At 64.2% G+C, this 17,953-nt stretch carries 18 protein-coding genes; 4 read left to right on the top strand and 14 right to left on the bottom strand.

Features of this window, described 5'->3' with window-relative positions; translation table 11 throughout:
- Nucleotides 1-11 precede the first annotated feature (11 nt).
- On the bottom strand, nucleotides 12-536 hold the full coding sequence (locus AC2FNA_RS01315; RefSeq protein ID WP_496823842.1) for a hypothetical protein: 525 nt from the start codon (nucleotides 534-536) through the stop codon (nucleotides 12-14).
- A 145-nt stretch (nucleotides 537-681) separates the two neighbouring features.
- Here AC2FNA_RS01315 and AC2FNA_RS01310 point away from each other — a divergent pair, with 145 nt between their 5' ends.
- The gene (locus tag AC2FNA_RS01310; RefSeq protein WP_496823841.1) at nucleotides 682-1,092 is read left to right on the top strand and encodes a SufE family protein; all 411 of its coding nucleotides are present in this window, start codon (nucleotides 682-684) and stop codon (nucleotides 1,090-1,092) included.
- A gap of 6 nt (nucleotides 1,093-1,098) precedes the next feature.
- On the opposite strand, the gene AC2FNA_RS01305 is transcribed toward AC2FNA_RS01310, so the two are convergent.
- Nucleotides 1,099-1,809 carry a helix-turn-helix transcriptional regulator gene (locus tag AC2FNA_RS01305; RefSeq protein ID WP_496823839.1) on the bottom strand — a complete coding sequence of 237 codons (711 nt, stop codon included), beginning with the start codon at nucleotides 1,807-1,809 and terminating at the stop codon, nucleotides 1,099-1,101.
- A 93-nt stretch (nucleotides 1,810-1,902) separates the two neighbouring features.
- On the opposite strand from AC2FNA_RS01305, the gene AC2FNA_RS01300 reads away from it, so the two are divergent.
- The gene (locus tag AC2FNA_RS01300; protein WP_496823837.1) at nucleotides 1,903-2,532 is read left to right on the top strand and encodes a glutathione S-transferase family protein; all 630 of its coding nucleotides are present in this window, start codon (nucleotides 1,903-1,905) and stop codon (nucleotides 2,530-2,532) included.
- A 17-nt stretch (nucleotides 2,533-2,549) separates the two neighbouring features.
- Here the strand turns inward: AC2FNA_RS01300 and AC2FNA_RS01295 are convergent, their stop codons facing one another.
- The 3 genes from AC2FNA_RS01295 to AC2FNA_RS01285 form a co-directional block, all read right to left on the bottom strand.
- Complete coding sequence (locus AC2FNA_RS01295) at nucleotides 2,550-3,215, bottom strand: DUF1638 domain-containing protein (RefSeq protein ID WP_496823835.1); 666 nt, start codon at nucleotides 3,213-3,215, stop codon at nucleotides 2,550-2,552.
- A gap of 82 nt (nucleotides 3,216-3,297) precedes the next feature.
- Nucleotides 3,298-4,338, bottom strand: coding sequence for a Hint domain-containing protein (locus tag AC2FNA_RS01290; protein ID WP_496823833.1), 1,041 nt, complete (start codon nucleotides 4,336-4,338; stop codon nucleotides 3,298-3,300).
- A 175-nt stretch (nucleotides 4,339-4,513) separates the two neighbouring features.
- Entirely contained in the window at nucleotides 4,514-5,212 is a 699-nt protein-coding gene (locus AC2FNA_RS01285) for a corrinoid protein (RefSeq protein ID WP_234145181.1), read from the bottom strand.
- A 268-nt stretch (nucleotides 5,213-5,480) separates the two neighbouring features.
- Here AC2FNA_RS01285 and AC2FNA_RS01280 point away from each other — a divergent pair, with 268 nt between their 5' ends.
- Nucleotides 5,481-6,569 (top strand): PA0069 family radical SAM protein, encoded by a 1,089-nt coding sequence (locus AC2FNA_RS01280; protein WP_496823831.1) that lies wholly within the window; start codon nucleotides 5,481-5,483, stop codon nucleotides 6,567-6,569.
- 13 nt (nucleotides 6,570-6,582) lie between these two features.
- Here AC2FNA_RS01280 and AC2FNA_RS01275 read toward each other — a convergent pair whose 3' ends face one another.
- The 3 genes from AC2FNA_RS01275 to gltX all read right to left on the bottom strand — a co-directional run bounded on the left by AC2FNA_RS01275 (nucleotide 6,583) and on the right by gltX (nucleotide 10,928).
- Nucleotides 6,583-7,764: a hypothetical protein gene (locus AC2FNA_RS01275; RefSeq protein ID WP_496823829.1), complete on the bottom strand. Its 1,182-nt coding sequence runs from the start codon at nucleotides 7,762-7,764 to the stop codon at nucleotides 6,583-6,585.
- A 338-nt stretch (nucleotides 7,765-8,102) separates the two neighbouring features.
- A complete protein-coding gene (locus AC2FNA_RS01270) occupies nucleotides 8,103-9,398 on the bottom strand; it encodes a citrate synthase (protein WP_234145184.1) in 1,296 nt (431 codons plus the stop codon).
- A gap of 123 nt (nucleotides 9,399-9,521) precedes the next feature.
- Nucleotides 9,522-10,928: a glutamate--tRNA ligase gene (gene gltX, locus AC2FNA_RS01265; RefSeq protein WP_496823827.1), complete on the bottom strand. Its 1,407-nt coding sequence runs from the start codon at nucleotides 10,926-10,928 to the stop codon at nucleotides 9,522-9,524.
- 81 nt (nucleotides 10,929-11,009) lie between these two features.
- Between gltX and AC2FNA_RS01260 the strand changes: the two genes are divergently transcribed.
- On the top strand, nucleotides 11,010-13,040 hold the full coding sequence (locus AC2FNA_RS01260; protein WP_496823826.1) for a ComEC/Rec2 family competence protein: 2,031 nt from the start codon (nucleotides 11,010-11,012) through the stop codon (nucleotides 13,038-13,040).
- A 7-nt stretch (nucleotides 13,041-13,047) separates the two neighbouring features.
- Here AC2FNA_RS01260 and lexA read toward each other — a convergent pair whose 3' ends face one another.
- The 6 genes from lexA to AC2FNA_RS01230 form a co-directional block, all read right to left on the bottom strand.
- Entirely contained in the window at nucleotides 13,048-13,743 is a 696-nt protein-coding gene (gene lexA, locus AC2FNA_RS01255) for a transcriptional repressor LexA (RefSeq protein WP_496823824.1), read from the bottom strand.
- A 79-nt stretch (nucleotides 13,744-13,822) separates the two neighbouring features.
- On the bottom strand, nucleotides 13,823-14,992 hold the full coding sequence (locus tag AC2FNA_RS01250) for a molybdopterin molybdotransferase MoeA (protein WP_496823823.1): 1,170 nt from the start codon (nucleotides 14,990-14,992) through the stop codon (nucleotides 13,823-13,825).
- On the bottom strand, nucleotides 14,989-15,462 hold the full coding sequence (moaC, locus tag AC2FNA_RS01245; protein ID WP_496823821.1) for a cyclic pyranopterin monophosphate synthase MoaC: 474 nt from the start codon (nucleotides 15,460-15,462) through the stop codon (nucleotides 14,989-14,991). Before moaC ends, AC2FNA_RS01250 begins: the two co-directional genes overlap by 4 nt.
- Nucleotides 15,462-16,274: an indole-3-glycerol phosphate synthase TrpC gene (trpC, locus tag AC2FNA_RS01240; protein ID WP_496823819.1), complete on the bottom strand. Its 813-nt coding sequence runs from the start codon at nucleotides 16,272-16,274 to the stop codon at nucleotides 15,462-15,464. Before trpC ends, moaC begins: the two co-directional genes overlap by 1 nt.
- Nucleotides 16,271-17,290, bottom strand: coding sequence for an anthranilate phosphoribosyltransferase (gene trpD, locus AC2FNA_RS01235; RefSeq protein ID WP_496823818.1), 1,020 nt, complete (start codon nucleotides 17,288-17,290; stop codon nucleotides 16,271-16,273). Before trpD ends, trpC begins: the two co-directional genes overlap by 4 nt.
- Complete coding sequence (locus AC2FNA_RS01230) at nucleotides 17,287-17,868, bottom strand: anthranilate synthase component II (protein WP_496823816.1); 582 nt, start codon at nucleotides 17,866-17,868, stop codon at nucleotides 17,287-17,289. Before AC2FNA_RS01230 ends, trpD begins: the two co-directional genes overlap by 4 nt.
- Nucleotides 17,869-17,953: the final 85 nt, after the last annotated feature.

Raw genomic sequence — 17,953 nt, 5'->3', positions numbered from 1 at the left:
GCCGTCGGGCCTTAGCGGCGCCGGGTTTCCAGAGCACCTTCCTTCGCCTCGACCCGGATCACCTTGATCCCGGCCAGATCCTGACGGGACACGCTGACCGCTTCGCGGATGGTGCGGGTCTGGACCGGGCCCTGTGGGGTCGCGTCCTCGGGATAGACCACACGGAACGCATAGGCGAGGATGCCGGCCTCGGTATTCTCGGGCGTCACGATCGGGCGCAGTTCGGTATCAAAGCCGCCCTGCCGGTTGGCAACGCCGACGACCGAAATGATGGCCCCCGTGGTGGTGGGCTCGACTTTCAGTTCGGTCACCTGTGTGATCAGGATGCTGCGGTCCTTGGGGTCGGGGCGCGCAAAAAGCCCCTTGCCGGAACTGTTGGGGATCAGCGGGTTGACGTCTTCGGCGGCAGCGGCCTCGACCGGTGCCGGGGTCGAGGGGCCGAACCAGTTCGACGGATTGACCCGCGAGTCGCGCCAGCCGCCACAGGCCGTCAGCACCGATCCGGCGGTCACGAGAGCAATCAGTGGTTTCAGCATGGGGTGCCCCGCAAGTCCTTGGTGTTTTCCTGTCTATCGGTTAGCGCATCGCGGCACGCTTGAAAAGCCATGGCAGGTCTGGACACCGGGTCGGACGGAGCTTAGGTCACTGCTGACCCGCATATGACCTGAGCAGGAGCGAGACATGGCCAGCCCCGCCTTCGAGGAGATTGTCGAGGATTTCGAGTTTCTCGACGATTGGGAAGACCGCTATCGCCATGTGATTGAGCAGGGCAAGGCGATGGACCCGCTGGACGAAGCGCTGAAGGTACCTGCCACACGTGTACATGGTTGCGCCAGCCAGGTCTGGCTGCATCCGGTGATCGAAGATGGCGTGTTCCGCTTTGACGGGGACAGCGATGCGATGATCGTACGCGGTCTTATCGCGGTCTTGCGCGCGCTCTATAACGGGGTGCCGGTGGCCGAGGTGGCGCGGATCGACGCGCGCACCGAGCTGGCGCGGCTGGGGTTGAACGACCATCTGTCGGCGCAGCGCTCGAACGGGTTGCGATCCATGATCGAGCGGATTCGCGAAACGGCTGCCGCCGCCGCGTAATCCGCGTCACGCAAGGTCGGCCAGACAGGCTTGATCCCGTAGGCGGAGTTTTTCAAGGAAATCCCGCAACAGCGTCACCCGGCGCGGGCGAAAGCTTTCGCTAGTCCTTTCATAACCCTCGATGCGCGTAACGTGAAAGCTGCGAAAATCCTGTCGCTTGCAGCACCAGGCCAGCAGCATCACGCTGCGGTCATGATAGGACAGCGCCAGCGGATAGATACGGCGCCGGGTCCGGTCCTGTTTCAGGTCGCGATAACCGATGTCCAGCGCCTCTTCGGCCCACATCGCCTCGCGCAGCAGGGTCATGTCGATGGTGGGTGTCGCGGGGGTGATCAGGCGTTGCACCAAGTTGACCGCGTGCATGGCCTGACGTTGCTGGCGTTCGGGCAGGGTGGCCAGAATCTTGACCAGCGCGTCGCTGGCCGCCTGGGCCAGGTCGGCATCGCCGCGCTGCGTCACATCAGCAAGCCCCAGTGTCAGGGCCTCGATCTCGATCTGGGTAAAGGTCTGCGGGGGAAGGGCCGGGTCCTCGACCATGGTATAGCCAAGCCCCGCCGCGCCCTCGATCCGGGCGCCCGCTGCCCGCAAACTGTCAATGTCGCGATAGATCGTGCGCTCGGACACCTCCATCGCGCTGGCCAGCCGCGCGGCGGTCACCGGCGGGCGCAAACCCCGGATCAGGTGCAGAAGGCGGAACAGGCGGTCGGTCTTGGGCATGGGGCAGGGTCCTGCAAACCTCCTGACAGAAACTGGCAAGAGGGTATTGGCACATGGGGGCATCTTCAACCCGTCAGATCAAAGGTGATCCAAATGCCAACGCTCTATTATTCGCCCCATACCCGCTCTTCCCGCGTCATCGCGCAGCTGATGCTGATGGGCAAGCTGGATCAGGTCGAGGTGGTGACCGTCGACGTCGTGCGCCATGACGGCAGCGGGCGGCATGATCCGCGCAATCCCCATCCCGAGGGCAAGGTGCCCTATCTGGTCACCGACGACGGCACGGGGATTCGCGAAAGCGCGGCCATCATGATGTATCTGGACGAGCTGTTCGGCCAGCCGCTGAGCCCCGCCATCGGCGCGCCGGGGCGCGGCGCTTACCTGAGCTGGATGGCCTATTCGGGTGGGGTGCTGGAGCCGGTTCTGGTGGCCGCCTTTTCCGGGCTGGATCACCCGGCGCTGACCGAGACCTTTCGCGGCATGGGTGAGGTCTGCGCCGTGCTGGAGAGGGGGGTGAAAGATCAGCCGTTCCTGCTGGGCGACACGGTGAGTGTCGCGGATATTCTCTTGGCCTCGCCTTTTCAGTGGGCGCCGCACCTGATGCCCGACACCCCGGCGATCAAGGCCTGGGTCGAGCGCGTCGGCAACAGCCTGGATGGTGGGGCAATCGCCGCTTACGAGGCCCGCGCCATGGCAGCACTAGGTACGCGGAAAGAGGCCTGAGCAAGGAGCGCGCGGCGTTAGTCGCCGCGCGCGACACTGCCTGCCCAGTCGGCCAGCGTGGTTTCCAGGTCGCCATAGCCGGTGAAACGACGTTCGAATGCAAGGCCCAGCCGCTCGGCACAGGCACGCGCCTTTTCTGTCAAGGCCGCATCGTCGGTCTGGGCCTGGTAAACCAGCTTGGTGTAATTGCCGAACATCATCGGGATCAACTCGGGGTGGCGGTCGAACCCCATCGGTTTCCAGACAAAGGCATCGAATTGCCGGACCAGGAAATCTGTCAGGTAAAAGGCGGTGATCTCGTCTTCGGAAACCTCTGCGAAGCGCGCGTTGCCTTCGAAGAAGGAATAGCAATGCGGACCCTTGACCATCTCGACCCCCATACGCGCGCAGGCGGCCTCGAGCAGGCCGCCGGTGCCGCAATCGGCATAGACGACGAAGATATGCTGATATGTGCCGCGGTGGCGGGCGACCGCCTCTTCGACGGCGGCGGTGATCCGTTCGGGATAGACATGCAGGATGGCGGGCAGACAGGTCAGGTCCATATGGGTCCAGCCGTTACGGTCCCGCAGGTCCAGAATCTCGCGCGCCAGGGCGCCGCAGGCAATGAGCAGCACCCGCGCCCCGCCGGTGGTCAGGCTCAGGCCGCTGCGGGTCAGCTGGGCGTCATCTGGGGCGGTGTTCATATCGGGCGCCTTTACTGGTTGCAGTGGCGGCAGAATGCCCGGCGCCGTTGCGGAAAGGCAAGTGCGGCTGCGACAGGTCGTGTCAGGCCACCGACAACAGCGCCTCGTGCTGGCGGATGGCGGGCCGCGCCAGCGGGCCATAGCTGGCAAGGCCAATCGCCGCCAGTTCCGGGAACAAAATCAGGATTTCATCGCGCGCGGCCTGTTCCAGACCGGACCAGCCCATCTGGCCGGGATGAAAGCTCTCGGTTGCGCAGCCTTCGGCCCAGATGATTTCATGTCGGTCGAACAGCAGGTGGATATAGGTGACCTCGCCACCCGGCGCGACAAGGATGTCGCGCGCATTGACCAGATGCTTGGCGGTGACCAGCGCCTGGGCATGGCCGGTGATCAGTTCGGCCTGCCAGCCTTCGATCAGCATCCTGTGCTGAGGTGACACGATCAGGTCGCGGCGGTTGTCCAGCGCCCCGGCGCGGATCAGGATCGGGGCCAGCGCACCGGTGGCGCGCACGGTCGTATGCCCGACCCAGCGCAGCGGCTGATCGCCATGGTCGAGTGTGCGGATCAGGTCACCGGGCTTTAGCTCTTCGATCAGGCGCGGACCCTGGGCGGTGTCAATGATGGTGCCGGGAGTGAAGCAGGTCACCAACTGCCATTCCTGCCGATTTGCGGTCAGACCGGAATAGTTGGCGCCTCCGCCGGTGACGGCGTCAAGCGTGATCGACTCGATGATTCCCGCCTCGAGCGCGGCCTGGTCGGCATTGGCGTTGAATTCGGGCACCAGATAGGTGTTGCCGCTCACATCCTGTGCCAGCACGGCAGTGATGATCGCGGTGCTGCCATCGGTATAGGTGATGGTGGCATCGTAAATCGCGGTGCCATCAAAGGTTTGCGCCGGGCCACCGTCGATCGAGAACTGCTCGGACGGGGTGTTGTCCATATCGTAGAGGCTGCCGGGATCTCCCACCGCGCTCCATGTCACGGCGCTGTCGACCAGCGGATTGGCGACGCTGCCAAAGGTCATGCCTGCAAGCGCCCCGGCGTTTTCGGCAGAGTTGTTGCCTTCGAACGTGTCGATATCGGCCAGATTGCCGAGAAAAAGCGCGGTAAAGGTCGTTGGCATTGGGCACCTGTCAGCAGCTTTGGGGCACTGACGAAAATTAGGTTGTGATGGTGGCCAAAGTCAGGGGGAATGTTGGCGGTTTCGTGTCGTCGGCGGAAACGGGCCAAGCGAGCCCGCGGCCCCAAACGCAAAGGGCCGCCCCGAAGGGCGGCCCTGACTGTACCCGCTGGCGCGCTCAGCCGGCCATGCGGTTATGCTTGCGGCCGACGAAATCCTTGGCGGTTTCCACGGCAACCGCGGCATCGCGGCAATAGGCGTCGGCACCGATCGCCTTGCCGAATTCCTCGTTCAGCGGTGCGCCGCCGACCAGAACGATGTAATCGTCGCGCTTGCCCTGTTCGACCAGCGTGTCGATCACAACCTTCATGTAGGGCATGGTGGTGGTCAGTAGGGCGGACATGCCAAGAATGTCGGGCTGCTCGTTTTCAAGCGCTTCCAGATAGTTCTCGACCGGGTTGTTGATACCCAGATCGACCACCTCGAAACCGGCGCCTTCCATCATCATCGACACGAGGTTCTTGCCGATGTCGTGAATGTCGCCCTTGACGGTGCCGATCACCATCTTGCCGACGCGCGGCGCGCCGGTTTCGGCCAGCAGCGGCTTCAGGATGGCCATGCCGCCCTTCATCGCGTTGGCGGCCAGCAGCACTTCGGGAACGAAGAGGATACCGTCGCGGAAGTCGGCGCCGACGATGGTCATGCCGCCCACCAGAGCCTTGGTCAGAACGTCATAGGGCGCCCAGCCGCGTTCGATCAGGATGTTGACGCTTTCCTCGATCTCTTCCTTGAGACCGTCGTAAAGGTCGTCGAACATCTGCTGGACAAGTTCTTCGTCGTCGAGTTCCGACAGGATGATGTCTTCTTCTTCCGACATGGCGCAATTCCTCAATCTTGGGCGGGGCGGGCCCCGGGGGTGCCGTTTTTTTCCTTTTTGCCCGAAGGTCACTTTTCGACTGCGTTGATTGCGACATGGGCGGTGTTGCAACCGACCTATAGGATGAAAAATGCCCGAATGATAATGAGTATTCCGTGGTTAGATCATCGATACGCTGCATATTCCTGCTCTCGGACAGGTCGCTTGCGACCAGATTGGCGGCACTTTTTGCCTTGCTGAATGTTCGCCTAATGTTCTATTTTTGGGCATGCAGACTCACCCCGTACCCCCCTTGATTTCGGCCCGGCCCGTCGGGCGTGGCGCGCGCAGCAACGATGCGGGCCGGTTCGAACCGCTGGATCGGGTGGCCGAACCTGACGGTTGGGATCGGGAGGAGGAGTTGCCACCGCTCAGGACCCAGGTTTCGCTGGAAACCGCGCGCAGCCTGATCAGCTATAACCGCTCGCCCGATCTGCCCTTTGATCGCTCAATCAACCCCTATCGGGGCTGCGAACACGGGTGTTCCTATTGCTTTGCCCGGCCCAGCCACGCCTATCTGGGCCTTTCGCCGGGGCTGGACTTCGAAACCCGGCTGGTGGCGCGGCCCAACGCGGCCGAGGTGCTTCGGGCCGAGCTGAGCGCGCGCCGCTACAAGGTGGCGCCGATTGCCATCGGCACCAATACCGATCCCTATCAGCCGCTGGAAAAGACCCATGCGATCACCCGTGGCTGTTTGCAGGTGCTGGATGCGTTCAACCATCCGGTTGCCATCGTAACGCGCGGTGCGCTGATCGAACGCGACCTGGACATTCTGGCGCCGATGGCGGCGCGTGGGCTGGTGCGGGTCGGGATCTCGCTCACGACGCTGGATGCGGGGCTGGCCCGCCGGATGGAACCGCGCGCGCCATCGCCGGCGCGGCGTCTGGCGATGATCCGGGCGCTCAGCGGGGCTGGGGTGCCGGTGCGGGTGATGACCTCGCCGCTGATTCCCGGCCTGACCGATCACGAGCTTGAGGCGCTGCTCGCTGCCGGGGCCGAGGCGGGCGCCGACACCGCCAGCTGGATCATGCTGCGGCTGCCGCGCGAAGTGTCGCTGCTGTGGCAGGAGTGGTTGGCCGAACATGCGCCCACCCGCGCGGCCAAGGTGATGGCCCGTCTGCGCGAGATGCATGGCGGGCGCGATTACGACCCGCGCTGGGGTCACCGGATGCGGGGCGAGGGCGAGTATGCTCAGATGATCGCGAAACGGTTCCGCACCGCCTGCAAACGCATCGGGCTGGCGCAGGAGGCGCCAGCCCTGAGATGCGATCTGTTCCGGGTGCCCCCGCAGCCCGGCGATCAGCTGAGCCTGTTCTGAGCGGGCAGGGTGCTCAGTAGGTCTCGACCAGATCCACCTCTTCGACCGGGTCGCTGGCCATCATCTCATAGGCCAGTTCGTCATGCATGGGCTGGGTCATCAGCGCCATGACATCGTTCAGGTAATACTGGTCGTCGCAGATCGGCGGCTGCGGTTCGTCCTCGCACTGGCCGATCAGCTTCAGCGACCCGTCGCGGTCATCGCTGTCCTCGTCCCCGACCGAGGTCAGGCGCAACCCGAAATACTCGCCGCTGAAATCCTCCAGGCTCAGCCCGTCGGGATGCGACAGGGTAAAGCTGGTGGCGCGGATATCGTCGCCATGCCCGATGCCGTTCGCTCCGATCGCGATGCCGGCATCGAACCCGTTTGCGGTCTCGCCGGTCTCGCCTTCCTGGGCGCCTTCCATATTGGCGCCGTTGCCCAGATCGTTGACCGAACCGGCGGCAAATTGCGATCCGGTGACATCCTCGCCGCTCACGGTCATGCCGTCCAGCAGGCTGTCATCGCCGACGTTGAAGAACAGCCCGGTGATATCGCCGATCTGGCCGGTCGCGTCCGGGTCGTCGCCCTCGAGCACCTCGAGGTCGACGCGAATATCGCCATTCTCGAGCTGGGTCAGCACCACCTCGGTGTTGACCGGACCCTCGATGACAAAGGCGCATTCGTCCTCGTCATGGTCGTCTTCGTCATCGCCAGTGTCGCCGGTGCTGTCGCTCACGGTCTTGACGATGCCATTGCCGGTGTCGGAATCCACTACCGCCGCCAGGCTGTCGAGGTCGATATCCTCGATGCTGAGAGGCCCGTTCTCGGACCACATGGTAAAATTGGCGGCGCTGACATGGCCTTGGGTCGAATCCGGGGTTGTCCCGAACTGGATGCCCGCATCATAGCCTTCAGCCAGCTGGGCTCCGTTGCTCAGGCTGTCGACGGCATCTGGGTTCAGCTGAACATCGGTGACTGGCGACCATTGTGTGCCTTCGTTTTCGGCGGGCCAGATATGCAATCCGTCCAGCGTCGCATCGTCGTTGAAATTGAAGAAGAAACCGTCGAGATCACCCACCTCGACCGAAGGGTCCTCTGACTTGATGTCGATGAACAGCCCGCCGTCAGGCTTTTCCACGATGGTGACCAGCAGGCGCGGTTCGCAGCCCAGTGTCACGGTGATTTCTGTTTTTTCGCCAATGGTTCCGGTCATGAAAACCCCCTACTAACCCGCGTCACTAACCGCGTTCAATTGCCGGAGCCGACGCTACCGTTCACGCCATATTCACGCCATGAAATTGACGCATTTGCCGCTGGATGGCGGGTTTTGCGGGGTGCGGCGTTTACCAGTCGTCAACGATGTTGCGGGGCGAAACGGATAGCCGGGATTTCCGAAACAGCAACCTGGCGTCGCTGTGGCAGGGCAGGCCGGGGATTCGCATCTGTCCCAAGTCCTCCCGTCTTCGCAAGACCGGGCCGAGCGGAACCGGCTGGCACAGAAAAACCCCGGCGGAGGGCTCCGCCGGGGTTTGAAACCGGATCGACCGCGGGTCAGCGGTCTTCGATATCCACATAGTCGCGCGCGGTCGAGCCGAGGTACAGCTGACGCGGGCGGCCGATCTTGTGCTGCGGGTCGGCCAGCTGCTCTTTCCACTGGCTGACCCAGCCCACGGTCCGCGACACGGCGAAGATGGGCGTGAACATCGAGGTGGGGAAGCCCATCGCCTCGAGGATGATGCCCGAATAGAAATCGACATTCGGGAACAGCTTTTTCTCGGCGAAATAGTCGTCGGCAAGCGCCGCGCGCTCCAGCTCCTTGGCGGTGGCCAGGATCGGGTTGTTTTCCACGCCCAGTAGGTCCAGTACCTCGTCGGCGGACTGTTTCATCACCGTCGCACGCGGATCGAAGTTCTTGTAGACCCGGTGGCCAAAGCCCATCAGGCGGAACGGGTCGTTCTTGTCCTTGGCGCGGGCGATGTATTCGGGGATCCGGTCCGGAGAGCCTATTTCCTTGAGCATCTCCAGGCAAGCCTGGTTGGCGCCGCCATGGGCGGGACCCCAGAGACAGGCGATACCGGCGGCGATACAGGCAAACGGGTTCGCGCCCGAGGACGACGCCAGACGCACGGTCGAGGTCGAGGCGTTCTGCTCGTGATCGGCATGCAGGGTGAAAATCCGGTCCATCGCGCGGGCCAGGATCGGGTCCACATGATAATGCTCGGCCGGCACGGCAAAGCACATCTGCAGGAAGTTGGCCGCATAATCCAGATCGTTGCGCGGATACATGAACGGTTGACCGATCGAGTACTTATACGCCATCGCCGCGATGGTCGGCATCTTGGCGATCAGGCGGTGGCTGGCGATCTCGCGCTGATGCGGGTCGGCGATATCGGTCGAGTCGTGGTAGAAGGCCGACATCGCGCCGACCACACCCACCATGGTCGCCATCGGATGCGCATCCCGGCGGAAGCCGCGGAAGAAATAGTGCATCTGCTCGTGGATCATGGTGTGGCGGGTGATCGTGCTCTCGAACTTTTCCAGATCGGCCGCGGTCGGAAGCTCTCCGTACAGCAGGAGATAGCAGACTTCGAGATAATGAGATTTCGCCGCCAGCTGGTCGATCGGATAGCCCCGGTGCAACAGCTCTCCAAGCTCGCCATCGATATAGGTGATGGTGCTGTCGCAGCTTGCGGTCGAGGTGAAACCGGGATCATAGGTGAACACGCCCGCCTGGCCATAGAGTTTGCGGATGTCGATCACATCCGGGCCTGTCGAGGGCGAAAGGATTGGCAAATCGTAGGATTGGCCGTTCAGGCTGAGCGTGGCGGTTTTCTTGTCTTCAGTCATCGATTTCCCTTCCTCATGGCAGGCACGGACACGGGCGGAGGCCCTCGCATCGCATGCGTCAAGGCCTGCGCACAGCCGCGCAAGCCCAGGTCTTAACCGCGCAACATTGCCTGATCGTGAATGTCAGGCTGCGTTCGCCGCGTCCCGGAGACGGGCCAGACTTTCGTCCCGGCCCAGCACCAGCATCATGTCGAATACCGAAGGCGTCACGGCCCGTCCGGCAAGCGCGGCCCTGAGGGGCGCGGCAAGCTTGCCAAACTTGGTTCCATGCGCCTCGGCAAAAGCGTTCAACGCTTCTTCCAGACACTCTCTCGTCCAGCTAGCATTTTGCAACTGCGGCGTCAATTCTGTCAGTATACCATCGGATACACTGGCCAGGGCCGCCGCTGCCTTCTCATCTGGTTCAATCGGTCGAGTGGAGAGTATAAATGAAGCTTTTTCAAGAAGTTCAGGGAAAGTACGTGCCCGGTCCTTGAGGCAATACATCGCACGTTCCAGATCACTGGATTGTGTGTCGGTAAGAGCTGGACGATCTGCAGCCGCAAGATAGGCCTGAATCTCTTGCTGCAACGCAGCGTCATCTGAGGCGGCAATGTGCTGACCGCTCAGATTTTCCAGCTTTTTCAGGTCGAACCGGGCAGGGGATTTGCCGATTCCATCCAGATCGAACCACTCGCGCGCCTGCGCGTCGGTAAAGAACTCGTCGTCGCCATGGCTCCAGCCCAGCCGCGCCAGATAGTTGCGCATGCCCGCGGCGGGATAGCCCATCGCCTGGTATTCCTGCGCCCCCAGCGCGCCGTGACGTTTGGAAAGTTTCTTGCCGTCGGGTCCGTGGATCAGCGGGATATGAGCCCAGACCGGCACCTCCCAGCCCATCGCCTGATAGATCATCATCTGGCGGGCGGCGTTGTTCAGATGGTCGTCGCCCCGGATCACATGGGTCACGCCCATGTCGTGGTCATCCACTACCACCGCCAGCATATAGACCGGTGTCCCGTCCGAGCGCAGCAGCACCATGTCGTCGAGCTGGTCGTTGCGGATGGTCACATCGCCCTGCACCCGGTCGCGGATCACGGTTTCGCCGCTTTGCGGCGCCTTGATCCGGATCACATAGGGCCGGTTGGGATGGGTCGCCGGATTGGCGTCGCGCCAAGGGCTGCGGAACAGGGTCGAGCGTTTCTCGGCCTGGGCGGCCTCGCGAAAGGCCTGGATTTCGTCCTGCGTCGAGAAGCACTTATAGGCCTTGCCCTGGGCCAGCAGCTCCAGCGCCACCTCGGCATGGCGCGGTGCGCGCTCGAACTGGCTGATCACCTCGCCGTCATGGTCCAGTCCCAGCCAGGCCATGCCCTGCAGGATCGCCGCTGTCGCCTCGGGGGTTGAGCGCGCCCGGTCGGTATCCTCGATCCGGAGCAGGAACTTGCCCCCGCGCCCCCGCGCGTAAAGCCAGTTGAACAGCGCCGTGCGGGCACCGCCGATATGCAGGAAACCGGTGGGAGAAGGGGCAAAGCGGGTGACGACCTGATCCGGCATAAGGGCAATTTACCTTTTGGTAACCGTGAAGGGGCTAGGGTTCTGCGGTCTGTCTAACGAGCCGGACGAGTGGGAGCAAGCATGCGCGTTCTGCCACGGATCGAGGCCGCGCTGCTGGCGCAGCGAGGGTACCTGTTCCCCTGGGTGCCGGTTTTCCTGGCGCTGGGGATCGGTGGCTATTTCCTGTTGCGTGTAGAGCCGGGGTTGACCCTTTACGCGGTGGTCGCGGGAATTGGCATCTCGACTGGCATCTGGGCATGGAGGCGGCCTGGCGCCTTTTCGCCGCTGGGCTGGGCGCTGGCGCTGATCGCGGCGGGGTTTGTTCTTGCGGGTGCGCGCGCGCATCAGGTCGCCGCCCCGGTGATCGAGGGGCGCTATTACGGCCCGGTCGAGGGGCGGGTGGTAGCGATGGACCGGTCCGCCTCGGACAAGCTGAGGGTGACCTTGGATCAGGTGCGGCTGGATAGCTGGATGCCGACGGGACCGCCGCGCCATGTGCGGATCTCGCTGCATGGTGACGAACGTGTGCCCGAGCCGGGCAGCCGGATCATGACCACCGCCTATCTGTCGCCGCCACAGGGGCCGGTCGAGCCGGGCGGCTTCGATTTCCGTCGCCATGCCTGGTTTCAGGGTCTGGGCGCTATCGGATATACGCGCGTTCCGGTGCTGCTGTCGCGGCCGCCCGACCGGGCCGAGCGTGACATGAGCGTGTTTACCCTGCGCATGGCGGCCTCGGCCCATATCCGCGCGCGGCTGCCGGGCGATGTGGGCGGCTTTGCTGCCGCTGTCACCACCGGCGACCGTAGCGGCGTGAGCCAGGGCGCGCTTGATGCGCTGAGGGCCAGCAATCTGGCGCATCTTCTCGCGATTTCGGGCCTGCATATGGGGCTGCTTGCGGGGTTTGTCTTTACTGCGCTGCGGGTGGCACTGTCGCTGATCCCGCCTTTGGCGCTGCGCCTGCCGGTGCGCAAGCTGGCCGCGCTTGGCGCTTTGACAGTGGCAGCGGGCTATCTGGCGCTGTCGGGCGGCAATGTAGCGACCCAGCGTGCCTTTGTGATGGTGGCGGTGATGCTCTGCGCCATTCTGGTCGACCGGCGGGCGCTGTCGATGCGGGCGGTGGCAATGGCCGCGCTGATCGTCCTCGTGCTGCGGCCCGAGGCGCTGCTGGGGCCGGGGTTCCAGATGAGCTTTGCCGCCACCGTGGCACTGGTTGCGGTGTTCGGCTGGCTGCGCGAGGCTGAGATCGGGTTGGGGCCGCGCTGGCTGAATCCGGTCGTGGGGGTGATGATCTCATCGGCGGTGGCGGGGCTGGCGACGGCGCCGATCGGGGCCGCGCATTTCAACACGCTGGCCCATTACGGCCTGGTGGCTAATCTGCTCTCGGTGCCCCTAATGGGACTGGTGGTCATTCCGGCGGCGGTGCTGGCGCTGGTGCTGGCGCCGCTGGGGCTCGACTGGATCGGGCTCGAGGTGATGGGGCTGGGCCTGCGTTGGATCCTGAGCGTCGCCGATTGGGTTGCGGGGCTGGAGAGTGCGCGTGGCTACGTGATGCGCCCCGATTGGGCGGTGTTGCCGATATTGTCGCTGGGCGCGCTGTGGCTGGTGCTGTGGCGCGGGCGGGCGCGGCTGGCGGGCGTGCCGGTGATGGTGGCGGCCTTCTGGCTCTGGTCCGGGGCCGAGCGGCCCGGCGTGCTGATCGCCGATACCGGTGGGCTGGTGGGGGTGATGACCGACACGGGCCGCGCGCTGAGCAAGCCGCGCGGGGCGGGCTTCATCGCCGGGGTCTGGCTGGAAAACGATGGCGACGGCGCCGACCAGATGGCGGCGGCGGCGCGTTGGCCCGGAGAAGACATGTTGCGCAAGATGCAGGTGGGTGGCGTCGAGATCGTGCATGTGACCGGCAAGCTAGCGGCACAGGGGATAAGCGGCTGCGACAGGGCGCAGCTGATTGTCTCGGCGGTCCCGCTTGCGGTGAACGGGCCTTGCGAGGTTTACGACCCAAAGCGGCTGGCCCTTACCGGCGCGCTCAGCATCGGACCGAAAGGCATGGAAAGCGCCGCGCGCCTGTCGGGGAGGCGCCTGTGGAACGGCGCCGCGCGTCCCGATCCATAGATCGGGGTCAATAGGTGCGGATCAGCCCGACCAGCCGGCCCTGTACCCGCACCCTGTCCGAAGGCAGCACGCGGGTCTCGTAAGCCGGGTTCGCGGCTTCGAGCGCGATGCTGGCGCCACGGCGATAGAATCGTTTCAGCGTCGCCTCGCTGTCATCGACCAGCGCCACCACGATATCGCCATTGTCGGCGGTGGAGGTCTCGCGGATCACCACCACATCGCCATCGTTGATCCCGGCCTCGATCATCGAATCGCCTTTGACCTCGAGCGCGTAGTGCTCGCCTTTGCCAACCATGCTGCCGGGCACGGCCACCTGATGCGAAACCTGGCTGATCGCCTCGATCGGCACACCAGCGGCGATGCGGCCCATCACCGGCAGCTCCACTGCGTGGATCGTCACCGGTTCGGCATTGGCGGGGCGCGGGTGGTCGGGCCGGTCGCCGTCGATCACCCGGGGCTGAAAGCCCACCGTGGGTTCGCCGCCCAAGCTCTCGGGCAGTTTGACGATTTCGATGGCGCGGGCGCGGTGGGCGAGACGGCGGATGAAGCCACGCTCCTCCAGCGCGGTGATCAGCCGGTGAATGCCCGATTTCGAGCGCAAATCCAGCGCCAGCTTCATCTCGTCAAAACTGGGTGGAACACCATCTGCCTGCAATCTTTTGTGAATGAATTCCAGCAGATCGAGTTGCTTCTTTGTCAGCATTCCCCATACCTCTCCGGTCACGCGTTTACATTTGTTCTACGCATGTTCTTGTTTTGTGTCAACAATCGAGGTTTGAGGATCAGATCGGCAGGTATCGAACCCGCTCGCCAATGGCGCGGGCCGGGTCCTCGGGCGGGCGCATCAACAGCGCGTTGGCTTGCGCCAGTATCGACAAGAGAGAGCTGTCCTGATCGCCAAAGGTGGCAATCTGGCCATTCTCGACCTGAGCGCGCATGTAATGCTCGCGCGGGCCATTGGGGCCGAGCGGCGCGCTCAGCACCGCCTCGCGCAGGGCAATCTCCGGGTCAAGACCCAGCATCCGGCGCAGCATCGGTAGGATAAAGATATATCCGCAAACCATTGCAGAAACGGGATTACCAGGAAGTCCGACCATCGGCATGTCGCCGATCCGGCCCGCCATCAGCGGTTTGCCCGGGCGCATCCGTACCTTGTAGAAGGATTGTTCCATCCCAAGTTCAGCCGCCACCTGTGCGACCAGATCGTGATCACCCACCGAGGCACCGCCGATGGTGATCACCAGATCGGCGCCGCGGGCCAGTTCAAAGGCTGTGGTCAGCGACGCGCGGGTATCGCGCGCAATGGGCAATACCCGGACCTGCGCGCGATTTGCCTCGAACAGGGCCTTGAGACCGAACGTGTTGGAGGCGATGATCTGATCGGGGCCGGGCGTCTCGCCCGGCATCACCAACTCATCCCCGGTCGAGATCAGGGCGACAACCGGCTGTCGCCGTACCGGCACCCGTGGGATATTCATCGAGGCCAGCAGCGCCACATCCTCGGGCCGCAGTATGCGTGGCGCGGCAAGGGTCTGTCCGACCCGGAAATCGACGCCAGCGGGGCGGATATTGGTCTTGTCACCGGGCATGTCGGTGATGGTGATCAGATCGCCGCTGCGGCTGACATCCTCCTGGATCACAACGAAATCCGCACCATCCGGCACCGGTGCCCCGGTAAAGATCCGCACCGCCTGACCCGGACCCACTTGGCCATCGAACCGGTGCCCCGCTGCCGCTTCGCCGATCACCTTGAACATGGCGTGGCGTTCGACCTCGGCGGATTTCACCGCGTACCCGTCCATCGAGGCGGCGGCAAAGGGTGGCTGATCGCGCGTCGCGGCGACATCGCGAGCCAGAACCCGGCCTGCGCACTCGGCCAGCGGCGCCTCTTCGGCGCCAAGCGGTTCCACCAGGTCGAGCAGCAGTGCGCGGGCCTCTTCGACGGTGATCATGTCGCCTCGTAACGTCCTGACTTGCCGCCGTCTTTCAGCGTCACCCGGATGCCGCCAATCTGCATCGCCTTGTCGACCGCCTTGACCATGTCATAAACGGTGAGCGCAGCGGTCGAGACCGCGGTCAGCGCCTCCATTTCGACACCGGTCTGGCCGGTGGTCCGCACCGTGGCGGCGATACGCACGCCGGGCAGCTCGGGGTCCAGGGTCAATTCGACCGCAACCTTGGTCAGCGGCAGCGGATGGCAAAGCGGGATCAGGTCGGGGGTCTTCTTGGCCCCCATTATGCCTGCAAGCCGGGCGACGCCCAGTACGTCGCCCTTCTTGGCCCGGCCTTCTGACACGATATCAAAGGTTTGCGACGCCATGCTGATGTAACCTTCGGCCACGGCCACCCGGTCGGTGATCGCCTTGTCGGTGACATCGACCATATGGGCATCGCCTTTGGCGTCGAAATGGGTCAGGCTCATCACATCGCTCCGGGCATCAGCGGATCGGCGAGCAGGGTCCGGGTTGCCTCGGCCACATCGTCCTGGCGCATCAGGCTTTCGCCGATCAGGAAACAGCGGGCGCCATAGCGCGCCATGTCGGACAGGTCGGCGGGCGTGTTCAGCCCGCTTTCACAGACGATGATCCGCTCTGGCGGCACCAGTTTCGACAGTTTGCGGGTGGTATCCAGCGTCGTCTCGAAGGTCTTGAGGTTGCGGTTGTTGATGCCGATCAGCGGGCTTTTCAGCCGCTCGGCGCGTTCCAGCTCTTCTGCGTCATGCACCTCGATCAGCACATCCATGCCCCAGTCGAACGCGGTCTGTTCCAGTTCCTCGGCCTGGGTATCATCGACCGAGGCCATGATGATCAGGATGCAGTCGGCCCCAAGCGCGCGCGCCTCGACCACCTGATAGGGGTCATACATGAAATCCTTGCGCAGCGCGGGCAGGTTGCAGGCGGCGCGCGCGGCGGACAGATAGGATTTGGCGCCCTGGAAACTGGGCGTGTCGGTCAGCACCGACAGGCAAGTCGCGCCGCCCTCGGCATAGGCACGCGCCAGCGCGGGCGGGTCGAAGTCGGGGCGGATGAGGCCCTTGGACGGGCTGGCCTTCTTGATCTCGGCAATCAGGCCATAGCCCTGGCGTGTAGCGGCGATCAGCGCATCGGCAAAGCCGCGCACCGGACTTGCCTCGCGCGCCTCGGCCTCGACCACCTCCAAGGGTTTGGCAGCCTTGTCGGCAGCGACCTCTTCCAGCTTGTAGGCCTTGATCTTGTCGAGAATCGTATCGGTCATCTTGCGTCCTGTGTGATGCGGGAAAGAGCCTCGACCTTGGCGCGGGCCTGGCCGCTGTCGATGCTCTGGGCGGCGAGGGCGACACCCTCGCGCAGGTCGGCGGCGCGGTCGGCCACCACCAGCGCTGCGGCCGCGTTCAGCAGAACCGCGTCGCGATAGGCCGAGGGCGCGCCATCCAGCAGCGCGCGAAATGCGGTTGCGTTTTCCTCGGGGGTGCCGCCGACGATCGTCTCGAACGGATGGACGGGCAGGCCCGCATCCTCGGGATGCAGCTCGACTTCCTTGACGGTGCCATCCTCGAGCGCGGCAACCCAGCTGACCCCGGTAATGGTCAGCTCGTCGGTGCCGTCCGAGCCATGCACCAGCCAGGCGCGCTCTGAGCCCAAGAGGCCCAGCGTCTCGGCCATGGGCCGGATCAGCGCGCGCGTAAAGGCGCCGGTCAGTTGCCGCTTGACCCCTGCCGGGTTGGTGAGCGGCCCGAGAATGTTGAAGATGGTTCGGGTGCCCAGCTCGGCCCGGGTGGGCATCACATGGGCGGTGGCCGGGTGATGCATGGGCGCCATCATGAAGCCGATCCCGGCCTCGTTCAGCGCCTTTTCAACCACTTGCGGGCCAACCATCACGTTGATGCCCATCTGGCTCTGCAAATCGGCGGTACCCGATTTCGAGCTCAGGTTGCGGTTGCCGTGCTTGGCCACCACCACGCCTGCACCCGCCACGACAAAGGCTGTGGCGGTCGAGATATTGAGCGTGTTCTTGCCATCGCCGCCGGTGCCGACGATATCCATCGCGCCCTCGGGCGCGCGCACTGCGTTGCATTTGGCGCGCATCACGGCGGCCGCGGCGGCGTATTCGTCAACCGTCTCGCCACGTGTGCGCAGTGCCATCAGCAACCCACCGATCTGGCTGGGCGTCGCCTCGCCATCGAACAGGATGGTAAAGGCCTGCTCGGCCTCAGCGCGGGTCAGCGACCGATCGGCGGCGGCGCCGATCAGCGGTTTCAGCGCATCACTCATGCCGGCACCTTCATGACATCAAGAAAATTGCGCAGCAGCGCATGCCCATGTTCCGAAGCGATGGATTCGGGATGGAACTGCACCCCATGGATCGGCAATTCCTTGTGTTGCAGCCCCATGATGGTGCCATCTTCCAGCCAGGCGGTGACCTCGAGACAGTCGGGCAAGCTGTCGCGCTCGACCACCAGCGAGTGATAGCGCGTCGCCTCGAAGGGCGAGGGCAGGCCCGCAAACAGCCCTTTTGCGCTGTGATGCATCTGCCCCATCTTGCCATGCACGATCTCGTGGCAGCGCACCACCTTGCCACCAAAGGCCTGCCCGATGGTCTGGTGCCCGAGGCATACACCCAGCAATGGTGTGCGGGTCTCGGCGGCGGCCTCGGTCAGGGCCAGGCAGATGCCCGCCTGATCTGGGTCGCAGGGGCCGGGGCTGAGCAGGATGCCCGCCGGGTTCAGCGCCATTGCCTCTTGCACATCCAACGCATCGTTGCGGCGCACCTCGATCTCGGCGCCAAGCTCGCCAAGATAGTGCACGAGGTTGTAGGTGAAACTGTCGTAATTGTCGATCAAGAGCAGCATCTTGAGCCTTGTCCCGTCGGGTATTAGGGGCTGGTGGCACGGGGGCCAGCCAAGGTATAGTAATCGCGCCCCTACATGTTCAGTC

Source organism: Ruegeria sp. YKSD163 (assembly GCF_059612905.1).
This window is presented reverse-complemented; position numbering and strand designations above follow the sequence as displayed.